This window comes from Megasphaera indica (assembly GCF_046614755.1).
Lineage (GTDB): Bacteria > Bacillota > Negativicutes > Veillonellales > Megasphaeraceae > Megasphaera > Megasphaera intestinihominis.
On the sequence record NZ_JBKKJR010000012.1, the window covers coordinates 43,386 to 64,087 of the forward strand.

At 52.9% G+C, this 20,702-nt stretch carries 19 protein-coding genes; all 19 read right to left on the minus strand.

Features of this window, described 5'->3' with window-relative positions:
- Positions 1 to 6: 6 nt before the first annotated feature.
- Positions 7 to 549, minus strand: a complete 543-nt coding sequence (gene fapR / locus ACFCTO_RS07455) for a transcription factor FapR (RefSeq protein WP_036200866.1) — start codon at positions 547 to 549, stop codon at positions 7 to 9.
- Positions 550 to 694: 145 nt separating this feature from the next.
- Positions 695 to 925 (minus strand): YdbC family protein, encoded by a 231-nt coding sequence (locus tag ACFCTO_RS07460; protein WP_014015045.1) that lies wholly within the window; start codon positions 923 to 925, stop codon positions 695 to 697.
- Positions 926 to 1,070: 145 nt separating this feature from the next.
- Positions 1,071 to 1,907: a YitT family protein gene (locus tag ACFCTO_RS07465; protein ID WP_292260696.1), complete on the minus strand. Its 837-nt coding sequence runs from the start codon at positions 1,905 to 1,907 to the stop codon at positions 1,071 to 1,073.
- On the minus strand, positions 1,904 to 2,323 hold the full coding sequence (locus ACFCTO_RS07470; protein ID WP_303147556.1) for a RuvC family protein: 420 nt from the start codon (positions 2,321 to 2,323) through the stop codon (positions 1,904 to 1,906). Before ACFCTO_RS07470 ends, ACFCTO_RS07465 begins: the two co-directional genes overlap by 4 nt.
- A 114-nt stretch (positions 2,324 to 2,437) precedes the next feature.
- Entirely contained in the window at positions 2,438 to 3,697 is a 1,260-nt protein-coding gene (locus tag ACFCTO_RS07475; RefSeq protein WP_370854050.1) for a DUF3084 family protein, read from the minus strand.
- 290 nt (positions 3,698 to 3,987) lie between these two features.
- Positions 3,988 to 7,500 (minus strand): autotransporter family protein, encoded by a 3,513-nt coding sequence (locus ACFCTO_RS07480; RefSeq protein WP_499876652.1) that lies wholly within the window; start codon positions 7,498 to 7,500, stop codon positions 3,988 to 3,990.
- Positions 7,501 to 8,117: 617 nt separating this feature from the next.
- Positions 8,118 to 9,206, minus strand: a complete 1,089-nt coding sequence (locus tag ACFCTO_RS07485) for an LptF/LptG family permease (RefSeq protein ID WP_020310760.1) — start codon at positions 9,204 to 9,206, stop codon at positions 8,118 to 8,120.
- A gap of 13 nt (positions 9,207 to 9,219) precedes the next feature.
- Complete coding sequence (gene lptB, locus ACFCTO_RS07490; RefSeq protein ID WP_292301672.1) at positions 9,220 to 9,939, minus strand: LPS export ABC transporter ATP-binding protein; 720 nt, start codon at positions 9,937 to 9,939, stop codon at positions 9,220 to 9,222.
- Positions 9,940 to 9,954: 15 nt separating this feature from the next.
- Complete coding sequence (locus ACFCTO_RS07495; protein WP_499876653.1) at positions 9,955 to 10,698, minus strand: LptA/OstA family protein; 744 nt, start codon at positions 10,696 to 10,698, stop codon at positions 9,955 to 9,957.
- Positions 10,699 to 10,700: 2 nt separating this feature from the next.
- The gene (gene lptC / locus ACFCTO_RS07500) at positions 10,701 to 11,255 is read right to left on the minus strand and encodes an LPS export ABC transporter periplasmic protein LptC (protein ID WP_020310763.1); all 555 of its coding nucleotides are present in this window, start codon (positions 11,253 to 11,255) and stop codon (positions 10,701 to 10,703) included.
- Positions 11,227 to 12,165, minus strand: a complete 939-nt coding sequence (locus ACFCTO_RS07505; RefSeq protein WP_292300786.1) for a lysophospholipid acyltransferase family protein — start codon at positions 12,163 to 12,165, stop codon at positions 11,227 to 11,229. The genes lptC and ACFCTO_RS07505 overlap by 29 nt, the downstream gene beginning before the upstream one ends.
- A gap of 18 nt (positions 12,166 to 12,183) precedes the next feature.
- A complete protein-coding gene (locus ACFCTO_RS07510; protein ID WP_020310765.1) occupies positions 12,184 to 12,720 on the minus strand; it encodes a KdsC family phosphatase in 537 nt (178 codons plus the stop codon).
- A complete protein-coding gene (locus tag ACFCTO_RS07515; protein WP_292260516.1) occupies positions 12,720 to 13,691 on the minus strand; it encodes a KpsF/GutQ family sugar-phosphate isomerase in 972 nt (323 codons plus the stop codon). The genes ACFCTO_RS07510 and ACFCTO_RS07515 overlap by 1 nt, the downstream gene beginning before the upstream one ends.
- Positions 13,692 to 13,706: 15 nt before the next feature.
- Positions 13,707 to 14,552, minus strand: coding sequence for a 3-deoxy-8-phosphooctulonate synthase (kdsA, locus tag ACFCTO_RS07520; protein WP_370843149.1), 846 nt, complete (start codon positions 14,550 to 14,552; stop codon positions 13,707 to 13,709).
- 3 nt (positions 14,553 to 14,555) lie between these two features.
- Positions 14,556 to 15,305 carry a 3-deoxy-manno-octulosonate cytidylyltransferase gene (kdsB, locus tag ACFCTO_RS07525; RefSeq protein WP_292108247.1) on the minus strand — a complete coding sequence of 250 codons (750 nt, stop codon included), beginning with the start codon at positions 15,303 to 15,305 and terminating at the stop codon, positions 14,556 to 14,558.
- Positions 15,302 to 16,447: a tetraacyldisaccharide 4'-kinase gene (gene lpxK / locus ACFCTO_RS07530; protein ID WP_499876654.1), complete on the minus strand. Its 1,146-nt coding sequence runs from the start codon at positions 16,445 to 16,447 to the stop codon at positions 15,302 to 15,304. Before lpxK ends, kdsB begins: the two co-directional genes overlap by 4 nt.
- Before the next feature lie 4 nt (positions 16,448 to 16,451).
- Positions 16,452 to 17,789, minus strand: coding sequence for a 3-deoxy-D-manno-octulosonic acid transferase (locus tag ACFCTO_RS07535; protein ID WP_292260518.1), 1,338 nt, complete (start codon positions 17,787 to 17,789; stop codon positions 16,452 to 16,454).
- 5 nt (positions 17,790 to 17,794) lie between these two features.
- On the minus strand, positions 17,795 to 19,561 hold the full coding sequence (msbA, locus tag ACFCTO_RS07540; RefSeq protein WP_499876655.1) for a lipid A export permease/ATP-binding protein MsbA: 1,767 nt from the start codon (positions 19,559 to 19,561) through the stop codon (positions 17,795 to 17,797).
- On the minus strand, positions 19,545 to 20,699 hold the full coding sequence (gene lpxB, locus ACFCTO_RS07545) for a lipid-A-disaccharide synthase (protein WP_292299281.1): 1,155 nt from the start codon (positions 20,697 to 20,699) through the stop codon (positions 19,545 to 19,547). The genes msbA and lpxB overlap by 17 nt, the downstream gene beginning before the upstream one ends.
- Positions 20,700 to 20,702 lie beyond the last annotated feature (3 nt).

Consider the following 20,702-nt stretch of genomic DNA (forward strand, 5'->3'; position numbering starts at 1 on the left):
GCTCCATTATTCCAAAGATTCTATGATAAATTTTGCCCGGAATACTTCTTTTCGCATCTTCCGGATCGTGACCCATACGTAGTATTTCTGGTCGCGCTGGCGCATGACTTCGGCCTTGGCGATCAGTTTGTCGCCTACAGTGACGGGCTGTTTATATTTAATATTGGCTACGGCTGTAATGCAGACAGGAAGATTCAATACCGTCCGCGCCAGGGAACTGGCCTGGGCATACAGGCACTGGGAACGCACGATGTGTGCTTCGTCGACCATATCGTCTGTTGCCGTCATGATTGAAATGGCATTCTTGCCGATGATACAGTCTACGAGTTCCCCGACGACAGGGGCGTTGCGCAGTTTCGGCTGCGCCGCTTCTGCCTTCTGGCGGATGCGGATACGCATTTCGGGGATTCCCAAGGCCATGCGGTCCAAGCGGATAGTAGCCACGCTGACGGAAAATTCTTCAGCCAATTCTTCATCGTTTATAAAAGGATTTTCTTCAATCCGCTTCTTTAATAAAGCATGTCGCTTATCTCTCGCTATACGAACCATTTCATTCACCCTTGAAATTATTACCAAGTACTAACAGCACATACAACTAGAGATTATATAATGTTTTGGCAAATTTGGCAAGGAAAATAAAAAAGTATGCTTTCATTCATCTCATTGAATTGCCGAAAGCATACTTAATCACTCCTTAGTATTTATCGAAATCCATTTCGTTCAATACATCACGCAGTTTTTCCAGTTCTTCCTTGGTCATGGTAATACCTTTGGTCATGGCCTGATAATCCGGATCCCACGAGCGGAGGTCGAATTTCGGTGCCCGATTATTCCAGCTGATGTACGTCAGTTCTTTGCGCCAGCCGTCTTTATTTTCCGACAAAGTGCCGCAAATGTCTTCGATATTGAAATTTAACTGTGCCATTGTATACCTCCCAATAGGTGTTCTATCACCTGTGTTGTCATTTTTTCAGGTTAACGCTATAACCCAATTATTTTATATAATAGCAAATATGAGCTGTATGTCAATACAGCAGATTCGCCAATTATGTCAAGCTTTTTTTGACTTTTTATTCATGCATTTTATGCCGCTTGAAGAGGCCGCCATGTGCTTCACTGATATCGAAGACCGATACGAAAGCGTTGGGGTCGACGCCGGTGATGGCATCGCGTATCTTGGTGATCTCCAGGCGCGACACGACGCAGTAGAGAATCATCGTCTTTTCCCGCTTGTAAGCGCCTTCGCCGTTGATGAGGGTCACGGCGCGGCCCATATCCCTGGTCAGGCAGTCGGCCACTTCTTCGTGCTTGCCCGTGACGATGAGCATGCCCTTCATTTCATCGAGGCCGTTGGTGACGACGTCGATCATCTTATAGGCGATGAAGTATGCCACAAGGGAATACATGGCACTGTCCCAGGAAAAGACAAAGCCCGAACTGCCCAGGATGAAGAGGTTGAAGAACATGATTGTCTCGCCGACGGAAAAAGGCGTGCGCCTGTCGGCGATGATGGCCAGGACTTCCGTCCCGTCCAGGGAACCGCCCCAGCGGATGATGAGGCCCACGCCGAGGCCGATGATGATGCCGCCGTAAATGGTCGACAAGAAAGGATCCGACGTGACCCGTTCGTAATGGATGAACGTGCTCCACCCGGACAGGCAGAGGATGGAAAAGAGCGAAGATATAGTGAAAAAGGCACCTATCTTCTTATAGCCAAAGATAAAGAAAGGAATGTTCAGGATGATGATGAACACACTGAAACTGATGCCTGTCACCTGCGCTGCCATGAGGGCAATGCCGACGACGCCGCCGTCGATGACGTGGTTCGGGACCAGGAAGACGTCCAGGCCGATGGTGTAGATGAGAGCGCCAAAGGCCAGGCCCAGGGCACGCAAGATGTATTTCATATTTTTTCTCCTCGTTGTTTCGCTAAATAACGGCGGCCGATGATCCAGGCGACGAAGTCATCGACCGGTTCTGGCGGATATTGGAAGGACAGTGGCACGAAACGGCGCCAGCCCTTGCGCGGGGTATATTTAAAATAGAGCTTGCGCCCTTCGACAGTGGTGAATTTTTCATCTGTTAGGGAAAAAGTGATATCCCCGTGGTTCCTGGCGATCCACTGCTCGACCAGGGGCTGCAGCTTTTTATGATTGGTCCCATCGCCCATGACGATATGGGAAAAAGGATAGTTTTCATAAACGTGACTCAAATAGTCGCCCAGTTCCGGCGTCGGCACGATGGCCTTCGTGACCAGGCTGCCGTCATCGGCGACGACAGCAGTCCCCGTCTTTTCCGAACCAGGGTCAATGGCAAAGATCAAAATAACTCCCCCTGTTATCGGCGTTGCCGCATTGCGGCACACCTAAGTTGTAGGGGCGACCCCGTGGGGCGCCCGTTTACGCGGCTAGTGGCTAGCGGCTTGTTTTTATTCCCATCATTCGTCGGCTTCTACGCGGATGTCAATCTGCAAGGGGTCGGCCGTATAGGTATCGGCTTCGGTGACGGCTTTGAGGACGATATCGGCGCCGCTGTGGTTCTTTATCTTGTTGATGGTCTCGAACATTTCCGCAGCCGTCAGAGCCCCGACATTGCCTGTCAGCGGGTCCGGCAGGAGGCCTTTGGCCTGGGCCTGCTGATTGACGTTATGGAGGAAGCGCATGACCTGCAGTTCGGCATTGCCCGACAATTCCTGGGCTGTCAGCCGTTCTTCGTAGACGACGTCGCCGCGGTGATAGATGAGGTTATTGTCATACATTTCGACGTGGACCAGGGCCGGTTCGCCGAGCATGATGTTGCCGGCGGCGATGATACGGAGCAGTTTCTGCGACTTCCCGGCTTTCTGCAGGGCGTCGACAGTAGCGTTGAATTCGTCTGGCGAAATATAGAGGAGGACTGTATTTTCATCGCGGACGCCGAGATGACGGCAGATCATGGTATTGGTCTGGCTCATGGCCCGGCTCAGTTCTTCCCGCGTCTGGGCCTGGCTCAGGCCGCCGTTGAGGACGTTACTGGACAGGACTTCGCCGACGCGGAAGACGACCGTCCCTTCGCGGATATTGGTCATCGTTTCATTGAGCAGCTTGATGCGCTTGTCGAGGACGTCGATGGTGCCCATCATCTTCTGCTTCGTTTCTTCCAGCATAGCTACGTCTTGACGGGCCTTTTCACTATCGGCCAGGGCCGAGTCGCGCTGCTTCTTGGCTTCGTCCATGGCAACCTGGATGACCGTCAGTTGGCGGGCCTTGTCGTCGCGGGCGTCCTGGGCCTGCTGCAGGTCCAGCTGAGTCGTCCGGATTTCTTCATTCTTGCCGTCCAGCTGTTCCTGCTGCTTCTTCAGGAGTTCTTCATTGGAGGCGATGAGCTCGTTCTTGTCGTCCAGTTCCTTGCCCAGGTCCTTGGCCTGCTGCAGCAGTTCATCCCGCTGGGCTTCGAGCTGGGCCTTCTGCATCTGCAGCTGGTGCATACCGAACAAAGCGATGCGGACATTTTCCGACAAGATAGACATGACGCCTAAAGTGATGACGGCAATACTGATTCCCGTCAGGATGGTGACCAGGATGGACGTATACTTCGGCCGCAAACCGAATAATTTAATTTTCCGTTTCCCTACACGGGAGCCGATCTTATCGCCGAGATAGGCAATAATCCCGCCCATAACAGACAAGACGATCAGCATGACCCATCCATATTCCATAAGACACCACCTTTGCTCATTCCTTTATATCATTATATTATAGCCCATAACTACCGTGTACTGCAAGGGCCGTCCTGCCCTAGTCGTTAGCAGCTGGTTGTTAGCCGGTCTCATGCTCGCTGTAGGGGCGCCACGTGGAGCGCCCATTACAGAAATTCAGTAAATAAAGTAATCTGCACTCTGTACAATAGCCGGTCAAATACTTTTGCAAGGTACTGAAAAGGGATTGTCACACGAAGACTTTCTGTAACAATCCCTAATTCATATGCTAGTATATTAAATTTTTAAGCTTAGAATTTCCAGTTAACACTAGCCATCCACTGGTTGTCTTTAACACTGTCGCCTTTCTGATAACCATAGCCCAATCCATAAGTAATGCTACCTTTTTCAGCTTCAACAGCAAGTCGGGCGATATAGCTGCCTGTATCGGTTACGTCATAGCAAAATCCATTACTTATCCCATTAATGCTTACCGTCTGTGTACTATCACGGTCGCCTAGATTCCATATATAACCAACTTCAGCCAGTGGCCGAATGGTCCAGTTGCCGTTTTTAACATCTGCACTATATTTGATTCCTACAGGTAATAACCATAAATTTATGTCATCTGTATTATAATGCATGCCCAGGCTATTGGTATAATCACCGGTGCTGAGATGCATATAACGGATACCGGTATAAGGAACGAATTTACCAATACCTGCACGAAGGCTCTTTTCTGCACGTATGCCGAGGCTAAATACATCAGTCTTAACGTCTGCAGTTAAGTTCATGCCACTATTATACTGGTCAATATCATTTTTGTCATGTAAATAGCTGATATCACCCATCAAGAGGCTGGTATTATCCTGAATTCCGCCATAAATGCTGCCACCATAATATTTCGCATCATTTTCTGTTCGAGCTGCTATCGTATTGCCATCGGTATCGCCATCTACATAACTGAAGGCTGCACCAATAACCGCTTTCCCTTTCTTGTATAAATCAGCGCCCACGATAACACCGTTATAGGTAGAATCATACTGACTACCCATACCAGCTATTGCCAGGCCATCAATATTTTCCTTGCTATGGATATATTTTGCCCAAATATCCTTATCATGGGTTCTTTCATTGGCTAGGGACATGTGATCAGCAATGGCATTCGTGAAGAGATTGTTCACTGTATATGCTCCATGTTCAACGCCTGCTAATTCATTAAGAGCTGCTGCACTATTCAAAGCACTGATTTTTGCCGCATCATCGACATTGTAATGATCATCAGAAGCACGATTGACAAAATCGGCAGCGGCACCACCGGTTGCCAATGCAGCATCATAAACATCACCAGCAATTAACTGGTCACCGTAAGCATCTTTTACCGATTTTGAATCAGTGATTACATCGTATTCATTACCTGTTGCAGCTTTAATTTCAAATGTCAACAGCTTATTATTACTGATGATATTTTCTGCTTTCCACCCCTGTGTACTGCCTGCAAGTATCTTATAGGTTTCGCCCTTCTTTGCATTATCAAGATACAATTTAGAGGCATCAGCAACATTTGCCGATTTCACGCCAGTAATAGCTGCTTTATTTCCCGTAACTGCCGAAGCATCGACCATAAGAAGTGACTTATCAGCAAACTTCACTGAACCTGCAGATAATACCCCAGGAGCTGTTGTCTGAGAACCATCTACCATGATAGAGCCTTTTGTTACATCAACAGGAGAAGCAATATAGGCCGCTGCCGTGATGCCATCAGCACCCCATTTTTCTCCACTCCTTTTAAAAGCATTATCAGCAGCTGTCAAATCTGCACCAAAAGAAATTTTAGAATTCTGTCCGGCTACATACGCACCATCAAGAGCTGCGGAATTTTTTATTGCCAATCCGCTTGCATTGCTGATAAGGTCATTCCCTTTCCACACAGGATCAAGGAAAAGCATACCACCGTTTAATTCGGCCTTATTAACGATAAGAGTACCGTCACTATCTTTATCACCAATTGTCAAAACCGTTTTATCTTTAGCCGTTAATGTTTCAGTATTTACAGTGCCTGTCAGTTTTGCCTTGCCATTGACATTCAAAGCTTGAGTTTTTAAAGCACCTTTCTTAACTTGGAGTGTCCCATCGTTCAAAGTCATTCCATCCGTAACACTCGTTTGACCACTAATATTCAGCTGACTGTCCTTGTTGACAATAACTTCACCATTAAGATAGTACGGTGTGCGTTCATTGGCCAGACTATTACCGATATTTAACTTACCCGTAATTTTTTCTGTACCGGCCTGGTCAGTTCCCACAATAACTTTAACTTTTGAATCAGTGTCTGCAACAGTAATAATATTACCACCCTTACTACCACCAAGTGTGACTTCTTGATCATTAGTAATGATAACGCCCTTGCTGCCAGCACCCAAATTTAGTTTACCAACGGAGAAACCATTTACAACCTGTGTTTTCACATCGATGCCTTCGATGGACTTATCCGGTAATGTTTTGCTGCCGACAATGAGATTATTACCAGCTTCTGCTGTAACCTTGTCGAGTTCAATACGGCTGCCAAATTTTTCAGCGACTTCGCTTACAGGAATTTCCGTTTGGATTTCTCCCGTATTATCTTTAACCAAGTTGCCTTTCATAGTCAACTTAGTTGCCCCTTGTTTTTGCAACTCAGCTTGTGCAGCATTAGCATATGATTGTGTATACTTATCATCATTTAAAACTAGTCCGCCGCCCTTGAAGTCAATACCTTTGTTTGTAATAGCACCGGATTCTTTTTCTGTAGCTGATGCAGCTTTCGCGTAAATCTGATTAGACATAGTGGAGATGACACCATTATCATCGAGAATAAGACCCTTAGCATCTGTATTATAGATAACCTCTTTCTCTTCTGCATCTTGAACCTTATACATCTTCGTTCTCAGTTCATTATCAGCCAAAGTCCCACCATGGATATATATTTTACCGCCTTTTTCTGCGATAATCCCCTTGCCAACAGTATATACTGTTTTTTCTGTACCATTTAATGTAACTATAGCGTTTTTGCCGGAAGCCCAAATCCCTTCTTTAGCATTAATATCTGCTTTGTCTGCATTAATTTTTGTATTAGCATTAGCGACTAAATAGGAAGTATTCACTTTGCCACCATTTATGTCGATTGCACTTCCATCAGCTGCTTCTATGCCATCTTCACCGACAGTATACGTATTACTGCCACTCGCACTATTCAAGCTGATTCGTGCATTCTGGCCTTCGGTATAAATGGAAGTATCCGCATTGATATCAGAATCATAAGTAGTGATGACACCTCCATCGAAAGCCCCAAGATTAGAATCGATCTTTACCTTGTGGAATTCAATTGAAGACCCGGTATCATTGGCACCAACTTCGGTATTATATCCATCTTGCCGCCCCTGTGCAGTATAAAAAGAGCCCGACTTAACACTACCACCATTTAAAACAATTTTGCCGCCAGCATGGGCCGCAATTTCACCGGTAAAGGCTACCTTATTCGCCGTGAGTACACTGCCACTATCGATTTCTGCAGCAACATCAGCAGCAATGATAGCCGGTTCTTCATCATCAGTATGTTTTTCTTTGCTGCCTATAATCTGACCGCCATTCAGGGTAATATCAGCCCCGCCATTTGCTTCTACTTTAGTAAAAGTTTCATTGGTCTTAACAATCGTCGGATTGCCATCCACGATAAGGCTATCTGCTGCTTCTGCCTGAAATACAAAACCACTCATCACACCTGCCGCCATAATGGATAATAGCACTTTTTTCGTCAGCGACTCGTCCTTATTCTTTTTACTCACAAACAATCACCCTTCCTTTTCATGTCATTAAAACGTACAATATATTGTCATTATGTTACAACATTATTGTAGTACAATCCCCCCCCATAGCAAGTATGTCTTTTTGAAAAGGATAGCACTAAAAAATCGTGAGAATTTTTTAGAAAATTCGCCTTTATACCAGTACCTCCTCCTTCCAACAGAATTGTCAGCTGGAATCTGAAATAAGATATTCAAGAAAAAGCACAGTTTTTTTACTGTCTGTGATTTTTTAGATTTCTTTATTCAGTAGCATGAATAAGGCTACCTCTCCAGAGAATCCCTCAGACCGCCGTTGGCGGCCATCTCCCCCTTTAGGAGCTCCTGCGCCTGATTTCTTGAGTCTATTGCGGCGAAGCCGCTTCTGAGTCCGAGCAAACAGGCTCTGAAGAATGATTATAAAGTATGATATTTTGCATACAAAAAAAGGCGCTGTCCCATGAAGACAATGCCTTTTGGAGTATTAAGTTTTCAGTTTTTAGTGAAGTTTTTTAAATTTAAAGCCATCTTCTACAAACTAAAAGCTCAGTACTACAAACTATAAAGAGAAAGGGACCTTGCATGATGGCAGAATCCTTCGTGCGACAGTCCCCTTTTCCTCATTTCGATTTTTTGTAGACTAAGATGACGCCGGCGACGCCACAGATGATGTCCGGCAGGAAGGCGGCGAGGTAAGCCGGGATCTTGCCGCCATTGCCCAGGGCATTGCCCAAGGTCATGATGGAATAGTAAATAAAGATAACGACAACACTGATGCCAAAGCCGATGGACGAGCTGCCGCGCTGTTTCTGCATCCCCAGGGGCGCGCCGACGATGGCGCAGACCAGGCTGGCCAGAGGCAGGGCGAAGCGGTTGTACATTTCGACTTTCATCTTATTGGTGTTGACGGAATTCTGGTCCAATAGTTTAATCTGTTCCCGCAGTTCGCGGATAGTCAGTTCATCCGGTTTCTTCTGGGATGCATTGATCTTATTCGGCTTCTGCGTAATCGGCAGGGCCTGGTTCTGGAACTTCAGGGACCGCGTCGTCTGTTCATTGGCCGATACGTCGTAGATCATGCCTTCGTGCATGACCCATTTCTGGCCGTTCCAGTCGGCCCGGTCAGCCTGTTCGACGCGCATGAGCGTATCATTTTCAAATTCCTGGACGGTAATATCCTTGAGCTGCTTCGTGTTGGCGTCGTACTGACGGGCATACATGAGGCTGGATATATCGGAGCCCTTGGTGTTCTTGATGATGATATGGTCCTGCGTCGTCGGCGCGACATTGTGCTTTATTTCTTCATTGATAATCGTGTTATAGGCGTTGTTGGCCTTGGGCACGACGTATTCGTTGAAGGCCGTCGCCCCGATGGAAATGAAGAAAGCGGCAATGAAAATCGGCATGGCCAGGCGGATGAAGTTCTGTCCACCAGCCCGCATGACAATCATTTCGCTGGAGCTGGAAAGGCGGCCAAAGGCCATGAGCGACCCTAAAAGGACGGACATGGGAAAGGTGACGACGATGATCGACGGCATGGCCAGGACGAAGACGCGGAAGGCAGCCCAGGCCGAAGCCCCATACTGGTTGATGAGGTTGGCAATACGGTAGAGCGTACCCGTCCCGACGAAGACTGCTGTAAAGGCACAGACGCCGAATAAAAAGGGGCCAATAAATTCTTTTAGTATATACTTATCTAATATTCGCATTCCATACTCCCTGTTACATCCTGAATTCTTCGCCTAAGTAGAATTTCTTGGCTACCGGGTCATTGGCAATCATTTCCGGACTGCCTTCGAGGAGGATCTTCCCTTCACTCAAGATATAGGCTTTGTCGACGATGCTCAGCGTTTCCCGGACGTTATGGTCGGTAATGAGGACGCCCATGCCGCGCCGTTTCAAATGGCTGATGATGCCCTGGATGTCGTTGACGGCCAGGGGGTCGATGCCGGCAAAAGGTTCATCGAGGAGGATGAAGGCCGGGTCCATGACCAGACAGCGGGCGATTTCCACGCGGCGCCGTTCGCCGCCGGACAGCTGGATACCCAGGCGGTCGCGGAGCTGGGTGATGGAAAATTCTTCCATCAGGGCTTCCGCTTTTTCATGCTGCTCCTTCTTGCTGAGCTTCGTCGTCTCCAGCATGGCCAGGAGGTTGTCTTCGACGGTGAGCTTGCGGAAAATCGACGCTTCCTGGGGCAGATAGCCGATGCCATAGGCCGCCCGCTTGTGAATGGGCAGGTTGGTGATGTCCTTGCCATCAATGGTTATCTTCCCCGACGTCGGCCGTTCGATGCCGACGATCATGTAGAAAGTCGTCGTCTTGCCGGCGCCATTCGGTCCCAGGAGGCCGACAATCTGGCCCTGGTCGACGCGGATACTGACGCCGTTGACGGCATTTCGTTCTTTATACGCTTTTACGAGATCTTCAGTCTGAATAAACATAGATACCCCTTACGATTACGGATTACTGCCAGGTACGATGACGATAGTCGACCGGCTGCGGGTCTGGACGGAATTATCGGCCAGGCGGATATCGACATTGTCGCCGTTGAGGGAATTGCCGTTCTGAGTGGCATTGACATTCCCCGTCAAGTGGACGACGCCGTCATTCTGACCCGGCGTCTGGGTGTAGACGGCCTGATTGGCATAGGCGATGAGGTTTTCCGCCGGCGATTCGATATGGACGTTGCCCGTACCGATGGCCTTTATCTGCTTGAACCAGGCGTCGATGTGATCGGCCCACATCTGCGAACCCTGGGCTTCAAGATAGCCGTTGCCCGTGACGATACCGTAATCCTGGTCGAGATAGTATTCGACTTTGTCGCCATTGACCTTCTTGTCGCCATAGACGCCGCGGACGCTGCCCGTAGCGACGACGTAATTCTTGTTGGTCGAATGGACCTTATCGGCGTTGAGCTGCATGTCCGGCTGCTGTACCGATACGTTGCCTTCCATGTCGGCTTCGGCGGTCTTCAAGTTATAGACGGCCTTGTTGCCGGTCATCGTAGCCTGGTCGCGGACGATGACGACGTTGCCCGTCGCCGTAGCGACCTGGATCTTACCGTTATATTCCAGCGTGTCTGCCGTGACGGATACGGCCGGGTTGCCGTTATTATCCGCCGCCAGGGCGCCGGCAGCCGACAGGATCATGGCCCCCATGAGGGCGGCTGCTGCCAGTTTCTTTCCAAGTAAATCCATCATAGTTATTCTCCCTTTGTCACCTGCGCATGGCCGGTCAGCGTCACCTTGGTCAGGCTACTGTCCGTTTCAAAAGCATCAGCTTTGAGCGACGTCTTGTCATGGCGGTCCATGACGACCTTGCCGCCTTTGATCATACGCGTATCCATATTATAATACACACTGCCGTCGGTCTGCAACGTATCGCCCTTATCGGTTTCTGCTTTGACAGGCGGCTTGATTTCGATGGTCCGCTTCTGGCGGTCAACGATGCCCTTGTCCGACGTAATGGTCATCTGCGTTCCATCTTCGGCGACAACCAGGGCCTTGGGGTTGGTGAAATACATGATCTGCGTGTCCGGGTCGATCTGGATCTTATCGGCTGTCAAGCGCCAGACGAGCTGGCCGTCTTTCTTTTCTTCCAGCTCCGTCCCTTCGAATTCGACGAGCTTATCCGGACTGACCATGGGGTCTTCCGTCTTCTGGGGATGCATGAAACTATAGAGCATGACGGCAAAGCCGATGACGGCGATGACGGCAATGATGGAGATTTTATTCTTTTTCAGCTTTTCGGCTATCATCGGTATGCGCCTCCGGTTTCTGCTGCAGTGCTATGATTTCTTCCGGTTCTGTACTCCAGCGATGCTGGAACCACAGCCATTCTGTCGGGTGTTCCTTGATGAAATTCTCCGTGACGACGGCCATCTTGCGGGTCATGCGGGCAATGTCTTCGTCCTTGTTGCCTGTGTCTTCGAAATGCATGATTTCACCGATCATCAAATGGGTATGATGATTTTCGTCGTGGACCGGGAAAATCGGCACGATAGGTGAATGGAACTTCTGGGCGAACATAGCCGGTCCTTTCGGCGTCGAGCTCATCTTGCCCAAAAAAGGCTGAGGCACGCCGTGGAAGCCGCCGTCCTGGTCAGCCAGGAAACCCAGGAGTTTCTTGCGCTTCAAGGCACGGGCAGCGATGATCATTTCATTGCCGCCGCGGGCGAAGACTTCCAGGCCCATGCTCTCACGGTTTTCGTTGAGCAGGCGTGTTACGGCGTCGTTGGCCTGGTTCTTGACGATCGTCGTCGCCGGATAGCCGTAGATGGCCAGGGCGCCGAGCCATTCCCAGTTGCCCATGTGGGCTGTGAGGACGATGACGCCTTTGTCTTCCTTCATGGCTTCGTCCAGGCGTTCCGGATGGTCCAATGTCACATAGTCCCGGATATTCTCCGGATTGAGATTGGGCGTATAGAGGATTTCCATGAGCGACTGGCCGAGATTGCGGAAGACGTCGGTCATGATGCGTTCCGCTTCTTCACGGCTGCACTCCATGCCGCGCTGTATCTGGAAAATACCGCGTTCGCGCTGCTTTTTCATCAGTTTTCCTACGAAAGGGCCTAGTTTGCGACCCAAGGAAATGATAACCGGATAGGGCAGATGACAGAGAATCTTGCCGAATCCGCGTGCAGCATGATACTGCCATTCCTTACTCACAATACAGACTCTCCTTTCTTATTGGCGCAACGTAAAGGTCGCGTCGCCAAAGTACTGGCGCAGGACCTTATCCCAGACATGCTGGCTCTTCAAGATATATTCGGCGAATTCCCGCAAGGCCCCGTGGCCGCCGGGATAGGCCGATACGAAAGCGGCCGACCGACGGGCTTCTTCGCAGGCATCGAGGGGCGCTGCGCCGAAACCGGCATTGGCAATGAGTTCGACGTCGTTCAGGTCGTCGCCCATGTATGCCACTTCGTCGAGGGACAGGCCGATTTCACTGCACAACTGCTGCATGGCCAAAAGCTTGCGCGAGCAGTCCTGGAGGACGTAGTCGATATGCAGGTCCTTCGCCCGCTGCTCGACCATGGGTGAGCGGCGGCCTGTGACCAGGGCCGTCTGGATGCCGGCGGCCCGGATCAGGGAAATGCCCATGCCGTCGCGGGCAGAAAAGCCTTTCATGGCATCGCCCGACGGGCTGTAGTAAATGATGCCGTCCGTCATGACGCCGTCGACGTCAAGGGCCAGCATCTTGATATGTGTCAAAAAGCTCATCAGACCACTCCCTGCCGCAGCAAATCGGTAATATGGATCATGCCGACGACTTTGTCATCCTTGTCGACGACAGGCAGGACCGTAATCGGACGGGGCTGGTTCTTTTCCATGATGTGCAGGGCTTCCGTAGCCAGCTTATGGTTGGCAATGACCCGCGGGTTCTTGGTCATCATGGCATCGACAGGCCACTGGAGGAAGTTGGACCCTGTTTCCAGGCCGCGGCGGACGTCGCCGTCGGTGACCAGGCCGACGAGTTTGCCGTCTTCATCGACGACGGATACAGCACCCAGGCCCTTTTCGGTCATGAGGAAGAGGGCATCCTGGACGATGCTGTCTTCGCTGACGACCGGGTTGTCCTGGCCTTTATGCATGACATCGTCGACAGTGAGCAGGAGTTTCTTGCCCAGGGCTCCGCCGGGATGGAAGATGCCGAACTGTTCCTTGGTGAAATGGTGCTGCGTCAAGAGGACGACAGCCAGGGCATCGCCTAAGGCCAGAGCCGCCGTCGTACTCGTCGTCGGCGCCAGGCCCAGGGGGCAGGCTTCTTTTTCGACCGATGCGTCGAGAATGATATCGGCGTGTTTGGCCAAGGTCGAATTGTGATTGCCGACGACGGTGATGAGTTTGGCACCGATGCGCTTGAGCGACGGCAGGATGTTGAGTATTTCCACCGTTTCCCCACTGTTCGAGAAGGCCAGGACGACATCGTCTGCCGTGACCATGCCCAAATCGCCGTGAATGGCTTCTGCCGGATGGAGGAAAATGGACGGCGTCCCCGTACTGGACAAGGTTGCCGATACTTTGCGGGCAATGTGGCCGGATTTCCCCATGCCCGTGACGATGACCCGGCCTTTCGATTTCATAATCATGTTGACGGCATTGACGAAGTTCTGGTTGAGCGTAGGGATCAACTTTTCAATGCCTTGTGCTTCCTGATGGAGCACGTCTTTTGCTTCTTCTAAAATATCCATCATGGTCTCGTCTCCTTACCTGTCCGTGCTTACGCTTTTCTGTACGATTTCGTTGATAGCCATCATATCGCGGAGGACATCTTCGACCTGCGATAAGTAGAGCATATTCGGCCCGTCGCTGAGGGCTTCTGCCGGGTTATCGTGTACTTCCATGAAGACGCCGTCGATACCGGCACCGGCAGCGGCTCGTGCCAGGTTGCCGACGAACTGGCGCTGGCCTGCCGATTTCGTACCGGCACCGCCCGGCAGCTGGACGCTGTGGGTGGCATCGAAGACGACGGGATAGCCGAAGCTGCGCATAATCGGGAAGGAACGCATATCGACGACGAGGTTATGATAGCCCAGGCTGATGCCCCGTTCGGTGAGCATGATATTTTCATTGCCAGCGTGTTCGATCTTGGCGACGACGTTCTTCATATCTTCCGGGGCCAGGAACTGACCCTTCTTGACGTTGACACATTTCCCCGTAGCCGCAGCGGCTTCCAGCAAATCGGTCTGACGGCAGAGGAAGGCCGGGATCTGGATGACGTCCAGGACTTCAGCAGCCGCTTCGGCCTGGCAGGTTTCGTGGATATCGCTGACGACGGGAACCTGGAGTTCCTTCTTGATGTCAGCCAGGATGCGCAGGCCTTCTTTCAGGCCCGGTCCACGGTAGGACGTGTAAGACGAGCGGTTCGCCTTATCGAAAGAGGCTTTGAAGATATATGTCAGGCCCAGTTTTTCACAGATAGCCTTCATGGTCTTGCCAATAGCCAGGGTCCGTTCGGGATCCTCGATGACACACGGGCCGGCCATGACGAAAAGTTTGCCATCGCCGCCGACAGTCTGGCTGCCAACCTGAATTCGTTTCACTTTTTCCATAGTCTATTCCCCTTTATGAGCAGATTCGGCAAAATAACGGCGGATGTGTTCCAGGTCATCCGGCGTATCGATGCCGATGAATTGGTGATGAGTCTTTATCACTTTTATCTTATAACCATTTTCGAGAACCCGCAACTGTTCCAGGGACTCGACTTTTTCTGCCGGCGTCTGTTCCATGGCCGCGTACTGCAGGAGAAAATCGCGGCGATAGGCGTAGATACCGATATGCTTATACGGCTGGATGCCCCCTTCTTCAAAGGAATGGCGCGGATACGGGATGAGGGAACGCGAGAAATACATGGCTTCATCCTTTTGGTTGAGGACGACTTTGACGGCACTCGGGTCATCGTATTCGTCTTCCTGCAAAGGCGCAGCGACCGTCGCCATGGTCAGGTCCGGTTCTGCTTCAAAGGCCCGGCACAAGTCGTCGATGACGTCCGGTGCGATGAGCGGTTCGTCGCCCTGGACGTTGACGATGACGTCAGCATCGGGAAAATGGCCGACGGCTTCAGCCAAACGGTCCGTGCCATTGGCGTGGTCTTCGCGTGTCATGACGGCATGGCCGCCGAAGGTGACAACCGTATCATAGACTTTCGGGTTATCTACGGCGACGACGACAGCCGTCAGTTTCGAGGCCTTGGCAGCCTGTTCATAGACACGCTGTACCATCGGTTTGCCGGCAATATCGCACAGCGGCTTGCCCGGCAGGCGCGTCGATGCATAGCGCGATGGGATGATGCATACAAAGTTCATAGTTTATCCTCCAATACTGCTTGCAAAATCGTATCTATCTGGTCCTGCCCTGCTGTGAATTCAATAGTAATGCTCAAGACGTACAGCGGCAGGTCGTATTCCTTGATCAGCGGCGCCGGCAGTTTGATGGCGTCCTTTTCCGTCGTCACCAAAAGGCAGCCCGTTTCGGCGGCCCTGGCGGCCATGTGGCGGATATCGTCGCGGCTGTAATGGTGATGGTCTTCATAGCGGAGAGAGCCGGCGACGGTGAAGCCCGCATCGGCCAGGGTCCGTTCAAAGGAAGCCGGGTTTCCCAGGGCCGATACGGCCAGGACGGACTGGCCGTCAGGCTGTAAGGCCCCGGAGCCATGGCCCTTTCCGTCATGCCAGGCGGCAAAGGCCAGGCACGAAGACGGCTTGTGGATGGCCATGGCCACCGGCGCGGCCGGGTTGTACTGGCGCAGCTTGGCGGCGATGGCTTCGGCCCGGTCCTGCGTAATCTGGTCGCCCTTAGTGATGATGAAGGCATCGGCCCGGCCGAGCTGCTCCATGGGCTCCCGCAGGATGCCCCGCGGCAGGACATGGCCGTTGCCGAAGGGATTGGTCCCGTCGACGAGGACGATGTCCAGGTCACGGTACAGCTGCCAGTGCTGAAAGCCGTCGTCGAGGATGAGGACCTGTGTACCGAAGCGTTCGACGGCCAGGCGGCCGCCGAGGGCCCGCTTGCGGCCGACCAGGACGGGGATGCCAGGCAGGCTGCGGGCCATGAGGCAGGCTTCATCGCCGCCTTCTTCGGCCGATAGCAGGACGTTCTGTCCATCGGACATGACGGCAGCGCCGCCATCTTCGCGCTGAGAGCGGTAGCCCCGGTTGAGCAGGGCCACGCGCCAGCCCTGGGATTGCAGGCGCCGGGCCAGCATGCACGCCGTCGGCGTCTTGCCCGTCCCGCCGACAGTGATGTTGCCCAGGCTGATGACGACGGCCGGCACGTGTTCCTGCCGTTCCGGATGGTCGGCGATGGCGTGATATTTGGCCAGGACGCCCTTGCGGTAGAGCCAGGCGGCACCGCGCAGCAGGGCCAGGGCCGGCCAGTCCCAGCAGTGATGGGCGCCGCTTCCGGTCAAATAATGGAAATAGGCGGCAGCCCAGTTTCGCAAAGCCATGGGCTCACCTCCCGCCGTGGACGTCGTCCAGCATCTTCTGCAGCTGTTCCAGGTTCTTGCGCGTAGCCCCCTGGTTTTCCTGGACGACTTCGATGCAGCTGCGCTTCATGGCTTCGGCCCGGTCGGGATGGATGAGGATATCCAGGCAGGTGTCGATGAATTCCTTTTCATTCTTGACCATGACGCAGGCGCCGCGGCTGCTGAGGAGATCGAAGATTTCGACGAAGTTGAACATATTGGGACCGACGACGATGGGCTTGCCATGAGCTGCCGGTTCCAGGATATTATGGCCGCCGATATGGGCCAGGCTGCCGCCGACGAAGATGAGGTCGCCCAGGCTGTAGACGCGCCCCAGTTCGCCGATGGTATCGAGGATGACGCCGTCGTATTCGGACCGGATCGGTTTCCCGGCCTTCATATCGCTGCGCTTGACCATAGTGACGCCGTGCTTGATGCCTTCGTCGATGATGAGATCGGCCTGATAGATATAGCGCGGGGCGATGATCAATTTGGCTTCCGGGAAATGGTCCCGTATCTTGACGAAAGCCTTGTAGACCGAGCCGTTCTCCCCTTTGTGGGTACTGCCGGCGATCATGATGGGATACGTCCCTTCGGCAAAGCCCAGTTCGTGGAGGAAGCGCTCCTTTTCGGCTTCCGTGACGATGCCATAGGTCTGGTCGTACTTGGTGTTGCCCGTGACGATGACCTTGTTGGGGTCGGCGCCGATGTCGATGATATACTGGGCGTCGATGCGGCTCTGCATGCAGAACATGCGTATCGTCGACAAGACGCGGCGCGTAAAGAAGGTAATCATGCGGTAGCGGACGGCACTGCGCTGGCTGATGCGGCCGTTCATCATCATGACCGGAATATGCTTATCTGCGGCGATGCGCAGGAAATTCGGCCAGATTTCCGTTTCTACCAGGACGATGGCCTGGGGATTGACGATGGTCAGGATGCGGTTGGTCAGATACGGCAGGTCCAGCGGGAAATAGAGGATCCCGTCGGCGCCCTTGATGATCTGATGGGCCATGCGGAAGCCCGTCGCCGTGACGACGGAGACGATGATGACTTCGTCGGGATGGGTCTTGCGCATTTCCCGGACAATCGGGCTGGCCGCGACGATTTCCCCGACCGACGCGGCATGGACCCAGATGGCATGGCGATTGGATATTTTATCTTTTAATTCTTCCGGCAAGAAGCCGATGCTCTGTTTGATGCGCTGATAAAATCCTTCTTCCCTGATGAGCCGGTAAATGAGCATGGGAATGAGCGTAGCCCAATAGATGAGGAGCAGGATATTATACAGCCAGTACATGGGGTGCGATTTTAGATTCTTCATCACAATCAACCTTCTGACGCTGTTTCTTCCGTAGTATCGTTGAACTGTACGGCATAGAGATGGGCATAGAGGCCGTCTTTTGCCAGCAGTTTATCATGGGTCCCCTCTTCGACGATGCGGCCGTGGTCGATGACGACGATGTTGTCGGCATTGCGGACCGTGCTCAGGCGGTGGGCGATGACGACGGCCGTGCGGCCTTCCATGAGGCGGTCCAGGGCAGCCTGGACGATCTTTTCGCTTTCCGTATCGAGAGCCGACGTCGCTTCATCGAGGATGAGGATGTGCGGGTTCTTGAGGATGGCCCGGGCAATGGCGATGCGCTGGCGCTGGCCGCCGGACAGGGAGCTGCCGCGGTCGCCGACGAGGGCTTCGTAGCCGCCGGGCAGTTCCCGGATGAAGTCATGGGCATTGGCGGCTTTGGCAGCGGCGACGACTTCTTCGTCCGTCGCATCGAGGCGGCCGTAGAGGATGTTCTCCCGGACCGTAGCGTTGAAGAGCATCGTTTCCTGCGGGACCAGGCCGATCTGCTGGCGCAGGGACGAGAAGGTGACGTCGCGGACGTCAATGCCATCGATGGTCAGGCTGCCGCCCGTGACATCGTAGAAACGGGGCAGCAAGTTGGCGACCGTCGATTTGCCGGCACCGCTGGGGCCGACGAGGGCGACGACTTCGCCAGGGGCAACTTTCAAATTGAAATCGGTAAGGGCCGGGTGGTCTTTGTCATAGGCAAAGGAGACGTGGTTGAATTCGACTTCCCCTTTGACCGGCGGCAGGACGATGGCGTCCGGCTTTTCCTTGACATCCGGTTCGGTGTCGATCGTTTCAAAGACGCGGTCGGCAGCGGCCAGGGATTTCTGGATATCACCGTAGATTTCACTGATTCGGCGGACCGGGTTGGCCAGATTGATGGCGTAGATGAGGAAGGCGATGAGGGCGCCGGCCGTCATTTCGCCGTTGATGACGCTCATGCCGCCGTACCAGATGATGCCCGTGACAGCGATGGCTGCGAAGAACTGGATGAACGGCGTCAGCAGGGCCGTCAGTTTGGTCGTCGTCATGAGAGCCCAGAAGTTGCGGTCGTTCTGGACCATGAAGCGGCGGATTTCAAAGTCCTCCCGGTTGAAGGAGCGGATGATGCGGATTCCCGAAATAGCCTCTTCCAAAAGCGACGTAATGTCAGCCATCTTGCCCTGGACGTCGTGGCCGGCCCGGCGCAGGCGGGAGCCGAAGAAGTTGATCGTAAAGACGACGAGGGGGACGATGACCAAGGTCAACAGGGTCAGCTTCCAGTAGAGGAAGAGCATGGACCCCAGGGAGCCGACGAGGATGACCGCTTCCTGGACGAAGGAAATGAGGTTGCCTGCAATGGCCGTCTGCAAAGCCGTGACGTCATTGGTCAGGTTGCTCATGATATTGCCTGTCTTGTGCTTGTCGAAGTACGACAGGGACAGGGTCTGCAAGTGACGATACAGGGTTTCGCGGATATCGTTGACGATTTTCTGGCCGACGAAACTCATGAGGTATTTCTGGCCGAAATAGAAGAACCCGCGGAGCAGGAAGAGGACCAGGATACCGATGACGATAAGGTTCAGCGTGTAGATATCCTTATTGGCCAGGACCTTATCGATGACGTCCTTGATGAGCCACGGAACGACGACGTTGCTCGCCCCGGATAAGGCCATACAGATGACAGCGACGACGAGGCGCATCTTGTACGGCTTGATGAACATTAATAATCTCTTATAACTTTGCCAACTATTGTATTGCTTCATGGGCACCTCTTTCTCTTGCAAAATCTAAGATAGCCTGGGCCGTCCGCTGGACAGCGCCGGGTTCCCCCATCGTGCGACGGACGGCCGCCAGGGATTCGTGCAATGCTTCACGGTGCACCTTATCGGTGATCATAGGCACCATGGCGGCAGCGATGTTTTCCGGCGTCACCTCATCCTGCCACAATTCAGGGATGACCCGATGGCCCATGATGATGTTCGGCAGGCCGATGCTGTCGATATGGACCAGGACTTTCGATAACCAGTAAGTCAGGCGGTTGACGCGGTACACCAGGAGCGTCGGCAGGCCCATGAGGGCCGTTTCCAGCGTCGCCGTCCCCGAAGCCGCGATGGCTGCCGTACTGAGATTCATCATATCGTATACTTTTTCTTCACCGACCGTGACGGCGACGCCTGAAGCCCGGATGATCTCATCGAGGAGGCCTTCGTCGATAGTCGACGCCTTGGGCAGGATGAACTGGACGTCTCCTGCCTCTTTGCGGATGAGCTTGGCCGCTTCCAGCATACACGGCAGGAGGCCGCGTACTTCCTGGACCCGGCTGCCCGGCATGAGGAGGACCGTCTTCTTCCGTTCGTCCAGTCCGAAATGAGCACAGGCCTCGCGGCGGCTCATGGTCGCATGGACCGTATCGACCAGGGGATGGCCGGCATAGATGACATTCGTCCCCATGTCTTCATACATCTTGGCTTCAAAGGGAAAGAGGGAAATGGCCAGATCCGTATACTTGGCAATGGTCTTGCCGCGGCTCTTGTGCCAGGCCCAGATGGTCGGCAGGATATAATAGACGACGGGGATGCCCGCCGCTTTGGCCACCTTGATGAGGCGCATGTTGAAGCCCGGATAGTCGATGCAGACCAGGACGTCGGGCTTTTCTTTGCGCATCGTATCGACGAGGAAGTCGCGGAGGCGGAAGAAAAAGGGAATCTTGCGGATAATTTCCCCGACGCCGATGACGCCTAAGTTCTTGATGTCATAGACGATGTCGACGCCGGCCGCTGCCATTTCCTTGCCGCCCATACCGAGCAGTTCGATCTGCGGATCCAGTTCGCGCAGGGACCGGGCCAAATTGGCCCCGTGCAGGTCGCCCGACGCCTCACCGGCAGAAAACATGATTTTCATAGG

Excerpts from the sequence above, each read along its gene's own strand:
- ACFCTO_RS07465 (WP_292260696.1), bottom strand. The coding sequence starts at position 1,907 with ATGAAATACATCTTGCGTGCCCTGGGCCTGGCCTTTGGCGCTCTCATC.
- lptB (WP_292301672.1), bottom strand. The coding sequence starts at position 9,939 with ATGTTTATTCAGACTGAAGATCTCGTAAAAGCGTATAAAGAACGAAAT.
- lpxK (WP_499876654.1), bottom strand. The coding sequence starts at position 16,447 with ATGGCTTTGCGAAACTGGGCTGCCGCCTATTTCCATTATTTGACCGGA.
- ACFCTO_RS07460 (WP_014015045.1), bottom strand. The coding sequence starts at position 925 with ATGGCACAGTTAAATTTCAATATCGAAGACATTTGCGGCACTTTGTCG.
- fapR (WP_036200866.1), bottom strand. The coding sequence starts at position 549 with ATGGTTCGTATAGCGAGAGATAAGCGACATGCTTTATTAAAGAAGCGG.
- kdsA (WP_370843149.1), bottom strand. The coding sequence starts at position 14,552 with ATGGAAAAAGTGAAACGAATTCAGGTTGGCAGCCAGACTGTCGGCGGC.
- kdsB (WP_292108247.1), bottom strand. The coding sequence starts at position 15,305 with ATGAACTTTGTATGCATCATCCCATCGCGCTATGCATCGACGCGCCTG.
- ACFCTO_RS07515 (WP_292260516.1), bottom strand. The coding sequence starts at position 13,691 with ATGGATATTTTAGAAGAAGCAAAAGACGTGCTCCATCAGGAAGCACAA.
- lptC (WP_020310763.1), bottom strand. The coding sequence starts at position 11,255 with ATGATAGCCGAAAAGCTGAAAAAGAATAAAATCTCCATCATTGCCGTC.
- ACFCTO_RS07475 (WP_370854050.1), bottom strand. The coding sequence starts at position 3,697 with ATGGAATATGGATGGGTCATGCTGATCGTCTTGTCTGTTATGGGCGGG.
- msbA (WP_499876655.1), bottom strand. The coding sequence starts at position 19,561 with ATGAAGCAATACAATAGTTGGCAAAGTTATAAGAGATTATTAATGTTC.
- ACFCTO_RS07485 (WP_020310760.1), bottom strand. The coding sequence starts at position 9,206 with ATGCGAATATTAGATAAGTATATACTAAAAGAATTTATTGGCCCCTTT.
- ACFCTO_RS07510 (WP_020310765.1), bottom strand. The coding sequence starts at position 12,720 with ATGAGCTTTTTGACACATATCAAGATGCTGGCCCTTGACGTCGACGGC.
- ACFCTO_RS07495 (WP_499876653.1), bottom strand. The coding sequence starts at position 10,698 with ATGATGGATTTACTTGGAAAGAAACTGGCAGCAGCCGCCCTCATGGGG.
- ACFCTO_RS07535 (WP_292260518.1), bottom strand. The coding sequence starts at position 17,789 with ATGAAGAATCTAAAATCGCACCCCATGTACTGGCTGTATAATATCCTG.
- lpxB (WP_292299281.1), bottom strand. The coding sequence starts at position 20,699 with ATGAAAATCATGTTTTCTGCCGGTGAGGCGTCGGGCGACCTGCACGGG.